Source organism: Woeseia sp. D3-10, assembly GCF_055809415.1.
The window spans coordinates 1,214,490-1,230,439 of sequence record NZ_JBVVTW010000007.1; the positions used below are offsets into that span (position 1 = coordinate 1,214,490).

Here is a 15,950-nt window from a genome sequence, read left to right on the forward strand (position 1 = left end):
CACAACGACCGATCATGCGGTCCGCACCGGAAAACTCGCACAACCACTATCTCCGCCGCACTATTTGCGTAGACTATCGCAACCTTGCTTTGCCGTGGAGCTGACCATGAACGCTGCGTACCGACTACTATGCTGCCTCGCGATAACGACAATGCTGGGCGCGTGCCAATCAGTAACGCAACGCACGTCATCGGCGTCCACGCCAGCCGTTACCATCATGACCTTCAATGTCGAGAATCTGTTCGACAACAGCGACGACCCAGGCAAAGACGACGCCACTTATCTGCCGCTGGCCGCAAAGCAAAACGACGCACACCGGCGGGGCTGCGCCACGATCGAAGTCGATCGCTGGCGCGAACAGTGCCTGTACTGGGACTGGAGCGACGAACTGGTCGAGCGCAAGCTCGCCTCTGTCGCGGCTGCAATTCTGCAGGTCGACAACGGCCGCGGTCCGGACATCCTCGCCCTGCAGGAGATCGAGAACATCCGCATACTTGAGCGCCTGCGTACCGAGTACCTGGACGATGCCGGGTACCTGCCTGCCATACTGATTGAAGGCGACGACCTGCGCGGTATCGACGTCGCCTTTCTGAGCCGACTGCCGTTGACCACCGAACCGCAATTGCACCCCATTGCTTTTGATGCTGAATTTGCATCGCGGGTAGCCGATACGCGCGGCATTCTGCAGGCTGATTTTCAACTCCCGGACGGTTCGGTACTTACCGGGTTCGCCGTGCATTTCCCGGCGCCGTTTCACCCAACCGGCATGCGCATCTCGGCCTACAACACGTTGAATGCACTACGCGCCGGGTTACCGGACAATCGCGCAGCATTCGCCGCCGGGGATTTCAACACGACGTCGACGGAGGACGCGCAGGAAAAAATGCTGGATCGTTATGCCCGCCCCCACTGGCAGGTCGCCCACGACCTTGGCTGCGGTGACGACTGCCGCGGCAGCGCGTACTATGCGCGCGACGATACCTGGTCCTTCCTGGACATGCTGCTCTGGTCGCCCGCCGATCGTGGCAAAAACGCAACATGGGGCATTCGCGCGAATTCTGTCAGACTTGCCAACAGGGCCCGCGGTCAACGCCATGATAATGGCACGCCAGCCCGGTTTGATCCGACCGGCGGACCCGGCGTTTCCGACCACTGGCCGCTGCAAATGACTGTAGAACCAAGGTAAAAACAGTGTCTTGCAATGCTTTGATCCAGTGCTGTCAAGGTTCGGCGCGAGCGATACGTATGCCGGCCACAGAATGCCTCACAGCGACAGCGCCGGGCACTTATTGCGCCTCCCGATAGGCTGCGTTAGATTTACAACAAAATCACGTGCCGGGTTCCAACTGCCCGCACTTTTCAATGATCGAGCGATTCGCTTTTAGCGACCTAAATGACATCCGGTTGTAACACTGCAATCGCAAAATCGCGCTCCTTTCACTCTCAGGGATCCAAAATGAAGAATACGTTCAGGCTCTTCGGCTTTGCAGGACGGCTGGCAGCCGGATTATTGCTGCTTGCTGTTGCAATGCCTCTTACCGTGAATGCGCAGGAAACCACTTCCTCCATTCGCGGCAAGGTACGCGACGCCGCCGGTACGCCGGTCGCTGGCGCGTCAGTCGTCGTGCGCAATATGCGTACCGATGTTGTCTACAACTACGAATCAAACAGCAGCGGCACTTTCTTCGCCAGCAACTTGCCCGTTGGTGGACCGTACCTCGTTACGGTTAACGGCGTGCGCAGCATAGAAGTTGCCAGCATTTCTCTGGGTGACATCTACAACCTCGCGGTTGACTTGCCGAGTGGTGGCGCTGTCGAAGAAATCGTTGTAACAGGCCAAGCCGTGCAAGGCGTCGATGTCGCCGCCGGCCCAGCCGCAACCTTTACCAGCTACGACATTGAAACCTCGGTTAACTTCAACCGCGATATCGTCGACGTCTACAGCATCGACCCGCGTCTTAACCTGGACAACCAGGACGACGGTTTCGAAATCAACTGTGGCGGCAAGCACCCACGCTTTAACAGCGTCACGCTGGACGGCATCAGCCAGAACGACCGTTTCGGCCTGAATACCAATGGCTACTCTACTGCTGTTGGCATGCCATTCCCGTTTGATGCAATCGAGCAGGTCGCTGTGGAACTGGCACCGTTCGACGTCACCTACGGCGGTTTCTCGGCTTGTAACATCAATGCCGTTACCAAATCCGGCACCAACGAGTGGCAAGGCAACGTCTTCTACGAGTACACCAGTGACAGCCTGCGCGGCGATACAGTCGTCGTCGACGGCGTCGACCGTGACCTCAGCACGCCGGCCTTCGATCAGACCAAAATTGGCTTCTCAGTGGGCGGCCCGATCCTGAAAGATCGTCTGTTTGTATTTGCCGCTTATGAAGAATCAGAAGACCCACGCTTTCTGGCCCGCGGTTTCGCCGGCTCCGGCGTTGGTGAAGTTCGCGACTGGCTGAGTGAAGACGACTTCAACCGAATCTCCGATATCGCGAATACGGTGTACGGCTATGATCCGGGCGGCATGCCAGGTGACGGCGTTCAGGAAGCCGAGAAATACATGGTACGTCTCGACTGGAACATCAACGACAGTCACAACCTGGCCGTGATCTACAACTATTTTGATGGCTTCCAGGATCGTGATTCCGACGGCGACAGCAGCGAGTTCGAGTTCGCGAACCACTTTTACACCAAGGGCGCCGAATCCAAGACAACCACTGTCAAGCTGTTCTCTCAATGGACGGACGCTTTCTCAACCGAAGTGTTCTTCAGCCAGAATGAGATGAATGACTCGCAGGTTACCGTCGGTCCGCAGGACTTCGGCGACTTCCAGATATCAATCGGCAACGAAACCGTGTATCTCGGCGCGGACGATTCCCGCCAGGCGAACGCGCTCAACACCGATTCCGATTTCTTCAAGATCAGCGGCCAGTTCCTGCTGGGTGACCACGTCATTACCGGCGGTTACGAGCGTGAAGAACTGACGATCTTCAACCAGTTCGTGCAGCATTCACGCGGTGGTGAATGGGACTTCTTCGACGACAGCGGTTTCGCCAACAACCCGGCGGCGTGTGATGCGTTGACAGCGCAAGGTCGATTTGATGACGCCGCTTGTTCAATTTCAGGCATTGATCGTTTCGAACTGGGCCGCCCAAGCCGTATTTACTATGGCAGTGGTGGTGGCACCAACGACCCGGCTGACGCAGCGGCTCTGTTCAGCAATACAACAAACAGCCTGTACCTGCAGGATGAATTCTTCTTTGATGAATTCGACCTGACCGTCGTCGCCGGTGTTCGTTATGACTGGTTCGAAAGCAGCGACCGCCCGAACTTCAACCAGGCCTTTACTGACGCCAACGGCGTACGTAACGACGGTAATATCGACGGCCTCAGCCTGATCATGCCGCGCCTTGGTTTCACCTGGGGTGCACGTGACGACCTGAGCATTCGCGGTGGTGTTGGCCTGTACTCTGGCGGCAACCCGAACGTCTGGCTGTCCAACGCCTGGTCGAATGACGGCCTGACCAACGTGCAGCTGAGCCTGAGCAACTTCGATGCGGCCAACTCCGTACTGGATGGCACCATCCCATTGACCGGAGCCCGTCCGGGTTACGACGTGCCGCAGGCACTGTTTGACCAGGTCGCGGCTGTCACGCCGGCCAATGCCGTAAACCGTGGCCTCGTGCTGATCGACCCGAACTACGATCAGCCCCGCGAATGGAAAGTTGCAATCGGTGCTACGTACGACCTGCCATGGTTTGACATGGTTCTGGATGCCGACTACCTGCACACAGTGCAGAAAAACTCAGCCATCTACGTTGACCTGTCTCAGGAAGTCGTTGGCCAGACCATAACTGGTCAGCCTATTTACGACTTCACCAACGGTCAGGACAACCTGATGCTGACGAACTCCACGGCTGATGGCTCATCCGACGTGTACTCGTTCTCGCTGCGTAAGAACTTCGATTGGGGTCTGGACATGATGTTGGGCTACGCCTACACCGACGCGGAAGACGTCAACCCGATGACGTCATCGGTCGCCGTCTCCAACTTCGAGAATCTGGCAACCAACGACATCAATAACCCGATCGCGGGCACTTCGAACTACGTGGTTCCACATCGCCTGACGTTCCGTGCCAGCTACGCGAACGAGTTCTTTGGCGACAACACCACGCGCTTCACAATGTTCGCGTTTGCCAGCGAAGGCCAGCCGCAAAGTTACGTCATGGGTGGCAGCGGCCTGGAAGGCGACGGCTTCTTCGGCCGCCACTTGCTGTACGTACCAACAGGCCCGACGGACCCGAACGTCCAGTTTGATGCTGGCTTCGATCAGGCGGCATTTTTTGCCTGGGTCAACGACAAAGGTTTGAGCTCAGGTCTGCAGGATCGAAATGCGCAGCATGCCAAGTGGACCACCCGGTTCGACTTCAAGGTTGACCAGGAATTCCCGAGCTTCGGTAACACGCGTGGCCGCATATTCGCCAAGGTCTACAATGTCGGCAATCTGCTGAATGACGAGTGGGGTCGGGTTAATGACGCCCAGTTCTTCTCAGTGCAGATCATCAATTCGGACGTCGATGCTGGCACCGGCCAGTATATTTTCAACACTTTCAACGATCGCACGATCGAAGATGTGTTGGAGAGTCGTTCGCTGTATGAAATCCGTTTCGGTATCGAGATAGACTTCAACTAAAGAGCGGGTGCAAGACGAGAAAGGGCGGCCATTGGCCGCCCTTTTTTTTGCGTCGCGATTTAAGTGTTACTCAATGCAGCCAGCATGCGCTGCGCTCGTCATTGAGAATCACGATACGCGGCTGCTTCGGATCGGGCTCCGAGCCTATCGCCCTGCCCTCCGCCTGCGCGCGGACTATCCCGTCGACAACCAGGTACTTCAGTTCCGAGGCGGCTAGCGATACATTACTGGCGGCTGAAAAATCGTAGCCGTCGCCGCCGTTATACAGGTAGTCAGGAGCCACCAGTGTGTACTCTTGGTCTGGATCAATCTCCTGCCAGCCATTGTCGACGGGTACCTGCAACGAGACCACACGCTCACCTTCCGGACGGCGCCGGTCAGCGCAAATTCGGTAGCCGGATACTTGCGGGAAGTAACCCTTGCTGGGACCAGCACCGCGATAGCCTGCTTCCATCAACGCACGAAAATCCGCACCCGTCATCGTCATGTGGCGAAGAAAAGACGAAAAGCCGAACGTACGACCTACATCCTCGAATGTAATGTCGCCAATGATGTAGTCATCAATACGCAAGGTACCGCCGTTGAGGAACGCCAGATCGGCATGTGGCTCACCGAAAGCAGGCCGCATCTGATCGGCAATGAAAGAGCCCCAGTTACTTTCTTCATTGCGTACCGCCGTCTCGCGGGCATCCAGCGGCACCGCCGCCACGCCGATCTTGGCTTCAAGGTAAGGGATCAATGCCAATAACTCTTTGCGCCATTTGTCCGCGATGGGCTGGTACTCAAGGTCGCTCGCAATGCTGTCATCAACAGCAATTTCACGAGTTACAACGTCAATGCCCTGGTTCGCATTGCGACTAACGTCCACCCGCCAAATAGTGCGCGCGTTTGATGCGCCTTTTATGATGGTCGCGCGATCCGGACTACCCTGCTCAAACTCAGCTTCGTGTTCATGTCCGCCGGCGATGATCTGCAGCTTGGGATGCCTGGCCCGCAGCGCCGCAATATCGCGATCCTGCTCAAGGTTCAGGTGCGTTAGCCCGATGATGATGTCAACGTCCTGCTGTTCCAGCGCGCCCAGCGTGCGTTCGGCCTGAGCAAGGTAGTCGATATCCACCGGCACATAATCCCGTTCGTTGCCGCCGTGCTCTGCGTGCACCGTCAGCGAGAGAAACCCGACCCGTATACCGCTCATCTCGACTACGTAGGACTGGCGCAAGCGCTCATCGACCACCTGATCGCCGGTTTCGAAGCGCAGATTGTCGCCTATCCAGTCGAAGCGCGACTGCCGTACCGCTGCCTTCAGCACGTCCGCACTTCGGTTGTCGAATTCATGATTTCCCGGCACGACGTACATCGGCGCAAGATCGTGCATGAAATTCATCGCCTCTATCATTTGCTCCCCATCCCACAACTGACTCTCGAGCGAGGGGTAGATAAAATCGCCGCCGTGCAGCAGTCGCACATCACGTCCTTCATCGCGCAACTGGCGAATAAGCGTCACAACCCGGCCGAAGCCACCACGATAACCGTCTTCTACCGCATCAATCCGGTAGGTGTCGTTCAGATGCAGAAACGTTATGTGCTCTGACGAGTCATTGCTCGTTTTGGACACGGCACAGGCCGACAAAATCGTCATGGCCATCAATAGAAATACGGCTAATTTTCTCATCTCAGCTCCTGTCAGATCGCTGAATACAATTCCAATAGTCGTGAATTGTGCCCGCGCCCCCGGCGAATAGCGATTGCGTGCCGGAGTAGCGAGTGCAATCCGGCATACGATACGCGTAGCATGACGTGTGAGCGGCGCTGCGTCGGACCCGGGCCACAGGCCTGCGGGATCGCCGCCGGAACAGGCGGCTATTGCAGCACTGACGGTTGCTGGCCGCGCTCGCCAGCGCCATGCTAACCTGAACAACTGCACACCCAACACCGCTTGCACAACCTCGCGTGGAGACCTGCCGCACTATGAGAGAAATAATGAAACGGGCGCTCGCCATAGGCACCGCTGCCATCGTCGCGAGCGGCTGCGCTACCGCACCACTGGCCGAGCCAGAACCGTATTCACACCCAGGCATCTGGTGGGTTCAGCAGTCCGCCGAATTCGAAGCAGTCGCCGCGCAGATTTATCGCAATGCGGGTGACGACCTCGCCGCCAAGGTCAACGACCGTTCCTGGAGCGCGTTGCCCGATCAGACCAACGCCGAAGACCTGCCACCGGCGATTATTTTCGATGTCGATGAAACAGTCGTGACCAATGCGGATTTTCAATTGGTTCTGGTCCCACCGTTCAGCGACGAAAAACTCAATGCGTGGAACGCCGCCAACAGAGCAACTGGCATACCAGGCGTCGCCGAGTTCGCCGCGAAAGCGCGCGCCATGGGTGTGGAACTGTTTTTCGTCACCAATCGACCGTGCATCAGAGACGAGTCCACGGGCGAAGCATGCCCGCAAAAAGCCGTCTCCACCCAGGACGTAGTCGAAGCCGGAATTCCGGTAACAGAAGAATTCGTCATGCTGTCGGATGAAAGGCCTGCCTGGAACAGAGAAAAGAAAAACCGGCGTGATGAAATCGCAAAAAACTACCGCGTCATCATGCTGATCGGAGACGATCTCGGTGACTTCATCCCCTGTTCCCGGCGCCGTGCCGTCAGCCCCTGTACGTCAGGCGCCACCGCACAGAGCCGACAACGCGCGACAGCGCAGCATCGTGAATACTGGGGCAACGGCTGGTACATATTGCCGAACCCGATGCACGGTTCCTGGACCACGGTTCTCTCCCAATGAACGATCAGGACCTGATTGACGCTGCCAGCACGGTTCGGGAACGCGCCTACGCGCCCTATTCCGGTTTCTACGTGGGTGCAGCGCTGCTGGACGAGTCCGGAAAACTGCACGTCGGCTGCAATGTAGAAAACTCGTCTTTCCCGCTCGGCTCCTGCGGCGAAGCAGGTGCTATCAGCGCAATGATTGCAGCCGGTGGCAAGAGCATTGCAGCTATTGCCGCCGTTGGCGGCCGCACTGTACTGGAAACCTGCACGCCATGCGGTGGCTGCCGGCAACGTATCGCCGAGTTTGCCAACGAAGACACCCGCATCCTGCTGTTGGATGAGTCCGGAGACGTCGTCAGTTATTCAATGAGTGAGTTGTTGCCGGCGTCGTTTCGCCTCAACGAATAATTCCTAGCTCGCAAGCAATGCCAGGGCGGCGTCGCGGCTTGGCAATGCGGCCTGCGCACCTTGCCCGGTGGTTGAGACAGCGGCAGCCGCGCATGCGAACCGCAGAGCCTCGCCAGCCTCCCGGCCCTCCGCAAGTCCCAGCGTCAGTGCGGCGGTAAAACAATCGCCGGCGCCTGTGGTATCAATCGGCGTTACCTCTGGCGCTGTCGACGTTGCCACGACCTCTCCTTGACGGTAGAGAACAGCGCCGCGGCTGCCAAGGGTCGTCGCGACCAATCCGCTCAGTCGGCGCAAGAGGTCACCGTAGTGTTTCGCTTCGCCTTCGTTGACCACCATCAAGTCAGCACGCTGCAATACGGCCTCCGGCACTGCCGTCACCGGCGCAAGATTAACGCACAAGAAACCTTCAAAACTGCCCGCAATGGCGGCCAGCGTTTCAACCGGCACCTCCAGCTGACAGATCAGTGCGTCAGCCTTTGGCAGTTGCAGTTTGTCGGCGAACAATCGGCGATTGGCGCCGGGCGCGACGACAATCTGATTCTCGCCGTTGTCGTCAACGGCAATCAACGCAACGCCTGTCGCGTAACTGGAATCAACGATGACGCCAGAGAGATCGACAGCCCCGGCACGCAGCAACGCCAGTGCCTCATCGGCCATGGCGTCATTGCCGACGCAGGCAAGCAGGCTGACATCCGCCCCAAGGCGGCGAGCAGCGAGAGCCTGGTTCGCGCCTTTGCCGCCCGGCGATCGTGCCAGTTGACCGTTGGTTATTGTTTCACCCGCCTTCGGCAAGCGCGCGACACGAGCGATCAGGTCAAGATTCACGGACCCCACAACGACGATCCGCGTAGCTCGCGCACTCATCCGTTGGCGAGCTCAGCAACAGCCACCTGGCCAACGCGGCACCGAAAACGCGAAGTCACCATTTTTTTCATTAATATCAGAAGCTTAAAAGAAGTCCGGCGAGCGCCGCACTGAGCAAATTGGACAGTGACCCGGCAGCAACCGCGCGCAGTCCAAAGCGTGCTATGAGTTCACGCTTTTCCGGTACCAGACTGCCCAAACCTCCGAGCAGGATAGCGATTGACGATAAGTTCGCAAAACCACACAACGCGAAAGTCGTCACCGCTACCGTGCGTTCGCTGGCACCCGCGAGGTAGTCGTTAAGATGACTGAAGGCGACGAATTCGTTGAGTATCAACTTTTCGCCGAACAAGGCCCCCGACAATTCCGCTTCGTCCCACGGCACACTCAACAGGAACATCAGCGGCTGGAACAATTTTCCGAGCAATAGCTGCAGCGTAATGCCCTCGAAACCGAACCAGCCAGCAATGCCGCCGACGATGCCGTTGAACAAAGCAATCAATGCGACAAACGCTACCAACATCGCCCCGATGTTTACGGCGAGTCTCAGCCCGTCACTCGTGCCCACTGCGGCGGCGAGAATGACATTCGCGTGCTTGCTTTCTTCCATTTTCAGCTTGTGGTTGGCGTTGCTTATCGCCGCGTCTTCGGTATCCGGCATCAGAATCTTCGCCATCAGCAAACCACCGGGTGCCGCCATGAAGCTGGCCGCCAACAGGTATTTGAGTTCGGCGCCCATGAACACGTAGCCAGCAAGCACTGTACCGGCGACCGACGCAACGCCGGACACCATGACCGCAAAAAGCTGCGGCTCCGTGAGGTTACGCAAGTACGGCTTGATGACGAGCGGCGCCTCGGTCTGACCAACGAAAATATTGGCCGCCGCGTTGAGTGACTCCACGGGTCCGGTGCCGATTACCCAGCGCAGACCGCCGCCTACCAGCTTTACCACCCACTGCATGATCCGCAGGTGATAGAGCACCGACATCAGGGCAGAGAAGAAAATTATGGTGGGCAAGACGTTGATGGCAAAACTGAAGCCAACCACATCCCCGGCCAGCGGTCCGAACACCATGTCGATACCCGCTTTCGAGTAGTCGATAACGGTCTGTACGCCATCGCTCAGTGTAAGGATAACGAGCTTTCCCCACTCCGAATACAGGACGAAAGCGGCAACGACAATTTGTAGTGCCAGGGCAGCGCCAACAACACGAAAGTTGATCGCGCGCCGGTTAGTGGACAGGAGAACAGCAATCGCCAGAATGAAGACGATGCCCACGATGCCGATCCAGTTCTCTAACATAGCTGCCCCCTGCCAGGTTCGGTCCCGGCTTTGTTAACTATTGTTCCCGGATACCGCCTGACTAACGGGCGGCAGTGAACAGGATAACCGCTGCCGGGTGGCAGGTCATGCCGCGTCGATCGTTCGGCAGACGACCGCTCGGGCCTCGGGTGGTTCCGGTGAAACGACAGCAGCTGCACGTACCTGCTGAATGGCCTGTGCTGCTTTCTCCGCGGTTGACGCATGGACCATCGCGACCGGATGTTCCCTGTCGATGGCGTCACCTATCTGCAGGAAATCGGAAAAGCCGACCGCCAGATCGAGCGCCTCACCCAGCACCCGGCGTCCGCCACCCAGCTCAATGATCGCGTTGCCAATGGCGTGGGTATCCATGCTATGCAGATAGCCTGCCTGCTCGAGATAAACGGGTTGAATAAATGGCGCTGTCGGCAGGTGATGTTCGAACCGGTCAATGAAGTCAGCTGGCCCGCCAAGTTCGGCAACCATGCGCGCGAAGCGTTCGGCGGCCGCACCGGAGCGAATTGCGTCATCGACGCGTTTCACGGCGCTGGCGGCATCATGTTCGACGCCGGTCAGAAGCAACATCTGGGAAGTCAGCGCACGAACAACTTCGTCCAGCCTCGCCTCAGCTCCTTCATTGCGCAGATAGCGTACCGACTCCGCGATTTCCAGCGCATTGCCGGCCGTGTAGCCGAGAACCTCGTTCATGTCGGTGATGACGGCGTGAGTCTTGAGGCCCGCGCGAGCCGCCGTGCCAATTATTGAACGCGACAGCTCTTCCGCGCGCGACATGGACTGCATGAATGCGCCGCTGCCGACCTTGACGTCCATAACCAGACCATCGAGGCCAGCCGCAATTTTCTTGGACAATATCGATGCCGTAATCAATGGCACCGATTCCACCGTGGCCGTGACATCACGAATGGCGTACAAACGTCGATCGGCTGGCGCAAGGTCCGCTGTCTGGCCAATGATCGCGCACCCCACAGACGCCACTACCTTGCGAAACAATGCGAAGTCCGGCGTTGCCTGATAGCCAGGGATACTCTCGGCTTTGTCCGTCGTTCCGCCTGTGTGACCGAGGCCGCGGCCTGAAATCATCGGCACATAGCAACCGCAGGCTGCCGCGATCGGTGCGAGCAGAAAACTGACTTTGTCACCGACACCGCCGGTCGAATGTTTGTCAACTACCGGCCCGTTCAGGCCAGCATCCTGCCACTCAAGCACGCTGCCCGATTGCGCCATCGCAATCGTGAGCAATCCCGCTTCGTCGAATGACATTGAATTCAGAAAGATGGCCATCGCCAGCGCCGAGACCTGCTCTGCCGGCAAAGAACCGTCGGCAAGTCCGTCAACCAGGAACTGAATTTCTTCCGCCGACAATTCGCCGCCGTCGCGTTTTTTTTCGAATGACATTTGTGAATAGCATGAGGTTCCTTAGCGAAAGCCGCGCAACGGCAGAGTTGCCGGGCGCTGCAGCCAGTTGTCTGCGGGATAGTCACAACGCCTGTCAATTGCGTGCAGGGTGTAAGCATGGCGCGACGCTGCGGAATGATTGGGGCCGCTGAGGTGCGGCGCACGACCATCGAAAATAACCAGCGCACCCGCCTTGGCTTCGGCCGGTAGCTTACGCTCTTCCGGCCATGGCGTAGCGTCAAGTGTATCGGTTCTGAGTTGCGTTGCACTTACCCGGAAGTTGCGCTTCTTTAGCGACCCTTTGTGTTCGCCCGGTATAAAGTACATGCAGCCGTTGTCCACAGTAGCGTCTTCAAGTGCAAACCAGAAACCGGTGCAAGACTCGGGCTCTGTGTACAGGTACGTTGAATCCTGGTGACAAACCACTTCCCCACCGATTCGTGGCGGCTTGAAAATATACATCGACTGAATAATGGCCGGGTCGGTCATCCCCAAACTGTCGCTCAACATCGCCAGTTTTTCCGTGTGCGAGAAGCGTTGAAACAACGGATCAAGGTCGTGCATCGCATGCCCCATTTTATTGAGGCAGTGTTCTTTGGCTTGCCGAAGCTGGCCATCTTCGGCAAACGCATCACTCTCCAGGAAGAATCGGATTTTGTCTCCTGAGTCGATAAAAAAGGTGTCATCAAGCTGCGTTTGGTCGGTAGTCGAGAACACGCTGCGGACACTTGCCGGATCAAAGTGTGAAACAAGCTGCAGCGCCCGGTCGCGCAGCTCTGCGCATTGCGTTATCGAAACGAAGTCTTCGAGAATCAAGACGCCTGCCATGCGGTAGGCCGCCAGCATCTCATCGGTCAGGTAGCCATCGACGGGGGCGGTGTAGCGCGGCAATGCACTGATTGTCGATTCAGAGTTCAGGGCCATGGCGCATTAGTATAGGAATCAACTCTGCGGCGCAATAAGCACGCATACGCCATTCGGGGCCGAACACTTGTTGTCGTTGAGGTCATATTGCCGTCAAGCCCGTACCGGTGGCCAGACTGCCGCACGCCGTTCGGCGCTGATAAAACTGGCGGCAGCTGCCTGATCGTTGCACGCCGCAAATTCATCTTCGGTGTACCCGTGCTCCCGGGCTAACAAGCGGTATTCGTGAGTGAGGTCGATACCGAACAGACTTGGGTCATCCGAATTGACCGTGACCTTGATTCCCGCATTCTGCAGCCGTCGGATCGGGTGTTCCGCTGTAGAATTCACCGAGCTCGTCAGCCAATTGCTGGTCGGACAGACCTCAAGCACAACACCGTTGTCACGTACGAGTTGCAGGATGGCAGGATTGTCGATGATGTGAATGCCGTGGCCGATCCTTTCAGCACCGAGCATGTTGATCGAATCCTGCACCTGCTGAGCACTACCGGGCTCTTCGCCCGCATGTACTGTCAGCCGCAACCCAGCGCGTCGGGCGATATCAACCAGCGGCCGATAAGCATCGAGTGGGTGGGTATCGCGATCAGCAAAATCAATTCCGACAAAACTGTTTGCATGCTCAGCCATGAAGGCAACCGTGCGTGCTGCATCCTTTAGCGGCAAAGTTTTCTGCACAATGCCGATAAGTCCTACAGCCAGCGACGGATGCTTAGCACGGGCGAGGCCGCGCAGTATCGCGCCGTGAATCTTATCGAACGTCAAACCCGGCTTGCCGGCCGCGATGAAGTCCGGTGAATAGCGAAACTCCATGATGCGGATATTCTGTGCCCGGGCATCTTCACAAGCCTCGAAGGTAAGTCGCTCAATGACTTCTTCGTTGCACCAGATTCGCTGAATATCGACGAACCGTTCCAGTGCGACCTGCAAATTTTCGAGCGGCCGGGTAAGCAACCAGTCGTTATGAAAACGCTGCGGATCAGTCGGCATGTCGATGCCCAGTGACTTGCCGATCTCCATAACCGTCCGGGTGCGAAAGCAGGCTTCGAGATGGCAATGCAACTCGACTTTCGGAATCTCAGCAACTTTCATCGGGCGCGCATACTCCGCAGGGTGGGTACTGACGCTACCGGGTAGCGCTTCAGGTGGCACGGGTTAGAATACCTTCTTTGCGATCGTCGGCGCACGGCAGTTAGGAATCCACTATGCTTAAGAAGTTCCGATTTAGTAAGACCTTTCAATGGCTTATCCCGATTTCCACAGCATTTATCCTGACCGCCTGTAGTGGTGAAGACCGCAACCAGGCCGCGCCTGCTGAGCAGGTCTCGACTGCACAGACGGCCAGCGACAACGAAAACGCCATCGACCTGATTGTCGCTGGCAAGTACGTAGTCACGATGGATACTGCCGGCACGGTCATTGTCGACGGCGCTGTGGCTGTTGATGACGGAGTCATACTCGCCGTCGGGCCTGCTGCCGACATCGATGCACAATACATTGCCAAAGAGCGTTTGAATGCCGATAACCGGGTCGTCATGCCCGGACTTATCAACGGCCATTCCCATGCCGCAATGACTCTGCTGCGGGGCCTCGCTGATGATCTGGCCTTGATGGACTGGCTGACCAACTACATATTTCCAGCAGAAGTCCAGTTCGTTGATTCCGAATTTGTCCGTATCGGCACCGAGCTTGCCTGCTGGGAAATGATTCGCGGCGGCACAACCACGTTCGTCGATATGTATTACTACCCCGATACGATTGCCGACGTCGTGGATCGCTGCGGCATGCGCGCACTGATTTCGACGACCGTCATCGGCCAGCGCAGCCCGGACGCCGAGGGCGCCAGCGACGGAATCGAAAAAGGCCTGGAATTCGTCAATCGCTGGAAGGACCGCAACGGCCGGATCACACCCATTTTCGGTCCGCACGCGAACTACACGACCAATGCCGAACAATTGCAGGCAACCCGCGCCGCAGCGAACGACGCCGGCGTCGGTATCAGCATCCATTTGTCCGAGTCGCCCTATGAAGTGCAGTACTCCAAGGACACCTACGGAAGCACGAGCATCGAATTTATGGACAGCATCGGCTTTTTTGATGGACCCACTATTGGTGCCCACGTGGTCTGGCCGACAGCCGCGGAAATTCCAATCCTCGCCGAACGGGGTGTTGGCGTAATTCACAACCCGACCTCAAACATGAAGATCGCCTCGGGTATCGCGCCCGTGACCGAGATGCTGCGCGCAGGCGTGCACGTTGGACTCGGTACTGACGGCGCGGCAAGCAATAATGACCTCGACATGTGGGAGGAGATGCGACTGGCCTCGTTCCTGCAAAAAGTGGATCGCATGGATCCCGAGGCGTTGTCAGCAGAAACCGTACTGACGATGGCAACCCGGGGCGGTGCCGAGGCGATCGGCCTTGCCGGCCGCATTGGCGAATTGCGACCGGGCCTGCGCGCAGACCTTATCCAGGTGTCTTTCGATGACGTGCACTTTGTTCCCACTTACGATGTCATATCGCACCTCGTGTTTGTGGCTGACGAACAGGATGTTGTCGCCACGGTGGTCGACGGCCAGGTATTGATGCTCGAGGGCCGCTTTCTGACCCTCGATACGGCACGAATCAAGCGTGAAGCGACGGAGCTTGCAACCCGTATTCAGCAGGCACTTGCAGAGCGGAATGCAAACAAGTAGCCCGGGGCCTGGTGCCATCGATCGTGTCCGCAGCCGTGTAAAATCGGAGCTCACAAAACTATGGATGAACTGATGTACGACCACAGCAGCATTTTGATTTGTCTTCTCTTGCTGGCGGCAATGGTGGTCGGGCTGGAGCTCGGCTTCCGCGGCGGCAATAGATGGCAGGAACGCATAGGCGACGGACAACGAAGCCAGCTGAATGCCGTGCAAGGTTCACTGCTAGGCCTGCTGGCATTGTTACTGGGCTTCACGTTCTCACTGGCTTTGCAGCGCTTTGATGATCGCAGCAAAGCCGTCGTGGATGAAGCCAACGCGATAGGCACAGCCCTGCTACGGGCCAGCGTACTCGATACCGCCGTGTCGGCTGACGCCACTTCCAGCCTGCAGAACTACCTCGAACTGCGGGTACGCTCAGCCGGAATCTCGCTCGACCATCATGACGAACGCGACGAACTGCTCGCCCGCTCCGAACAGGTCCAGGCCGACCTGTGGTCGCAGGTGCAACGTGCCCTGCTGGTTGATGACCGACCTATCACGACAGGCCTGTATCTGCAGTCCTTGAATGAGATGTTCGACTCCTATGGCAGGCGCGACGCGGCTTTGGCCCGCCACGTACCGGAAGCGGTGCTGTTCCTGCTGTTCCTGACTTTTGTCATGGTCAGCACGATCGTCGGCATTACCTCTGGCGCACACGGTGGCCGGCCACCCCTGTCCATGGTTGCCATGGTGACGCTCATTGTCATGCTGGTATTTATCATTATCGACCTTGACCGGCCACGGCGCGGCGTTATCGAAATCGACCAGAGCAGTCTGACCAAACTACTGCAGCCCACCAGCGTGCGCGCGAGCCCCTGATGGGTCAGCAGCAG

12 protein-coding genes are annotated in these 15,950 nt (G+C 57.7%); 6 read left to right on the plus strand and 6 right to left on the minus strand.

Translation table 11 applies throughout. From position 1 onward, the window contains the following. The first annotated feature begins 106 nt into the window (after positions 1-106). Positions 107-1,186, plus strand: coding sequence for an endonuclease/exonuclease/phosphatase family protein (locus tag AC0L8N_RS06235; RefSeq protein ID WP_473666706.1), 1,080 nt, complete (start codon positions 107-109; stop codon positions 1,184-1,186). Between the two features lie 270 nt (positions 1,187-1,456). Further along, on the plus strand, positions 1,457-4,699 hold the full coding sequence (locus tag AC0L8N_RS06240; RefSeq protein ID WP_473666707.1) for a TonB-dependent receptor: 3,243 nt from the start codon (positions 1,457-1,459) through the stop codon (positions 4,697-4,699). Between the two features lie 70 nt (positions 4,700-4,769). Here the strand turns inward: AC0L8N_RS06240 and AC0L8N_RS06245 are convergent, their stop codons facing one another. Further along, positions 4,770-6,371, minus strand: coding sequence for a bifunctional metallophosphatase/5'-nucleotidase (locus tag AC0L8N_RS06245; protein ID WP_473666708.1), 1,602 nt, complete (start codon positions 6,369-6,371; stop codon positions 4,770-4,772). 308 nt (positions 6,372-6,679) lie between these two features. Here AC0L8N_RS06245 and AC0L8N_RS06250 point away from each other — a divergent pair, with 308 nt between their 5' ends. Both AC0L8N_RS06250 and AC0L8N_RS06255 read left to right on the plus strand, forming a co-directional pair. Further along, the gene (locus tag AC0L8N_RS06250; RefSeq protein ID WP_473666709.1) at positions 6,680-7,486 is read left to right on the plus strand and encodes an HAD family acid phosphatase; all 807 of its coding nucleotides are present in this window, start codon (positions 6,680-6,682) and stop codon (positions 7,484-7,486) included. Further along, positions 7,483-7,878, plus strand: a complete 396-nt coding sequence (locus tag AC0L8N_RS06255; protein WP_473666710.1) for a cytidine deaminase — start codon at positions 7,483-7,485, stop codon at positions 7,876-7,878. Before AC0L8N_RS06250 ends, AC0L8N_RS06255 begins: the two co-directional genes overlap by 4 nt. A gap of 3 nt (positions 7,879-7,881) precedes the next feature. Here AC0L8N_RS06255 and AC0L8N_RS06260 read toward each other — a convergent pair whose 3' ends face one another. The 5 genes from AC0L8N_RS06260 to add all read right to left on the minus strand — a co-directional run bounded on the left by AC0L8N_RS06260 (position 7,882) and on the right by add (position 13,474). Continuing rightward, positions 7,882-8,742: a ribokinase gene (locus AC0L8N_RS06260; protein WP_473666711.1), complete on the minus strand. Its 861-nt coding sequence runs from the start codon at positions 8,740-8,742 to the stop codon at positions 7,882-7,884. Between the two features lie 76 nt (positions 8,743-8,818). Next, positions 8,819-10,045 carry a NupC/NupG family nucleoside CNT transporter gene (locus tag AC0L8N_RS06265; RefSeq protein ID WP_473666712.1) on the minus strand — a complete coding sequence of 409 codons (1,227 nt, stop codon included), beginning with the start codon at positions 10,043-10,045 and terminating at the stop codon, positions 8,819-8,821. Positions 10,046-10,150: 105 nt separating this feature from the next. Continuing rightward, entirely contained in the window at positions 10,151-11,461 is a 1,311-nt protein-coding gene (deoA, locus tag AC0L8N_RS06270) for a thymidine phosphorylase (protein WP_473666713.1), read from the minus strand. Positions 11,462-11,482: 21 nt separating this feature from the next. Then, complete coding sequence (locus AC0L8N_RS06275) at positions 11,483-12,385, minus strand: phytanoyl-CoA dioxygenase family protein (RefSeq protein WP_473666714.1); 903 nt, start codon at positions 12,383-12,385, stop codon at positions 11,483-11,485. A 93-nt stretch (positions 12,386-12,478) separates the two neighbouring features. Next, complete coding sequence (gene add, locus AC0L8N_RS06280; RefSeq protein WP_473666715.1) at positions 12,479-13,474, minus strand: adenosine deaminase; 996 nt, start codon at positions 13,472-13,474, stop codon at positions 12,479-12,481. 113 nt (positions 13,475-13,587) lie between these two features. Between add and AC0L8N_RS06285 the strand changes: the two genes are divergently transcribed. Then, complete coding sequence (locus AC0L8N_RS06285) at positions 13,588-15,078, plus strand: amidohydrolase family protein (protein WP_473666716.1); 1,491 nt, start codon at positions 13,588-13,590, stop codon at positions 15,076-15,078. A 60-nt stretch (positions 15,079-15,138) separates the two neighbouring features. Beyond that, a complete protein-coding gene (locus tag AC0L8N_RS06290) occupies positions 15,139-15,936 on the plus strand; it encodes a bestrophin-like domain (protein WP_473666717.1) in 798 nt (265 codons plus the stop codon). The last annotated feature ends 14 nt before the right edge of the window (positions 15,937-15,950 follow it).

Excerpts from the sequence above, each read along its gene's own strand:
- AC0L8N_RS06235 (WP_473666706.1), top strand. The coding sequence starts at position 107 with ATGAACGCTGCGTACCGACTACTATGCTGCCTCGCGATAACGACAATG.
- AC0L8N_RS06240 (WP_473666707.1), top strand. The coding sequence starts at position 1,457 with ATGAAGAATACGTTCAGGCTCTTCGGCTTTGCAGGACGGCTGGCAGCC.
- AC0L8N_RS06245 (WP_473666708.1), bottom strand. The coding sequence starts at position 6,371 with ATGAGAAAATTAGCCGTATTTCTATTGATGGCCATGACGATTTTGTCG.
- AC0L8N_RS06250 (WP_473666709.1), top strand. The coding sequence starts at position 6,680 with ATGAAACGGGCGCTCGCCATAGGCACCGCTGCCATCGTCGCGAGCGGC.
- AC0L8N_RS06255 (WP_473666710.1), top strand. The coding sequence starts at position 7,483 with ATGAACGATCAGGACCTGATTGACGCTGCCAGCACGGTTCGGGAACGC.
- AC0L8N_RS06260 (WP_473666711.1), bottom strand. The coding sequence starts at position 8,742 with ATGAGTGCGCGAGCTACGCGGATCGTCGTTGTGGGGTCCGTGAATCTT.
- AC0L8N_RS06265 (WP_473666712.1), bottom strand. The coding sequence starts at position 10,045 with ATGTTAGAGAACTGGATCGGCATCGTGGGCATCGTCTTCATTCTGGCG.
- deoA (WP_473666713.1), bottom strand. The coding sequence starts at position 11,461 with ATGTCATTCGAAAAAAAACGCGACGGCGGCGAATTGTCGGCGGAAGAA.
- AC0L8N_RS06275 (WP_473666714.1), bottom strand. The coding sequence starts at position 12,385 with ATGGCCCTGAACTCTGAATCGACAATCAGTGCATTGCCGCGCTACACC.
- add (WP_473666715.1), bottom strand. The coding sequence starts at position 13,474 with ATGAAAGTTGCTGAGATTCCGAAAGTCGAGTTGCATTGCCATCTCGAA.
- AC0L8N_RS06285 (WP_473666716.1), top strand. The coding sequence starts at position 13,588 with ATGCTTAAGAAGTTCCGATTTAGTAAGACCTTTCAATGGCTTATCCCG.
- AC0L8N_RS06290 (WP_473666717.1), top strand. The coding sequence starts at position 15,139 with ATGGATGAACTGATGTACGACCACAGCAGCATTTTGATTTGTCTTCTC.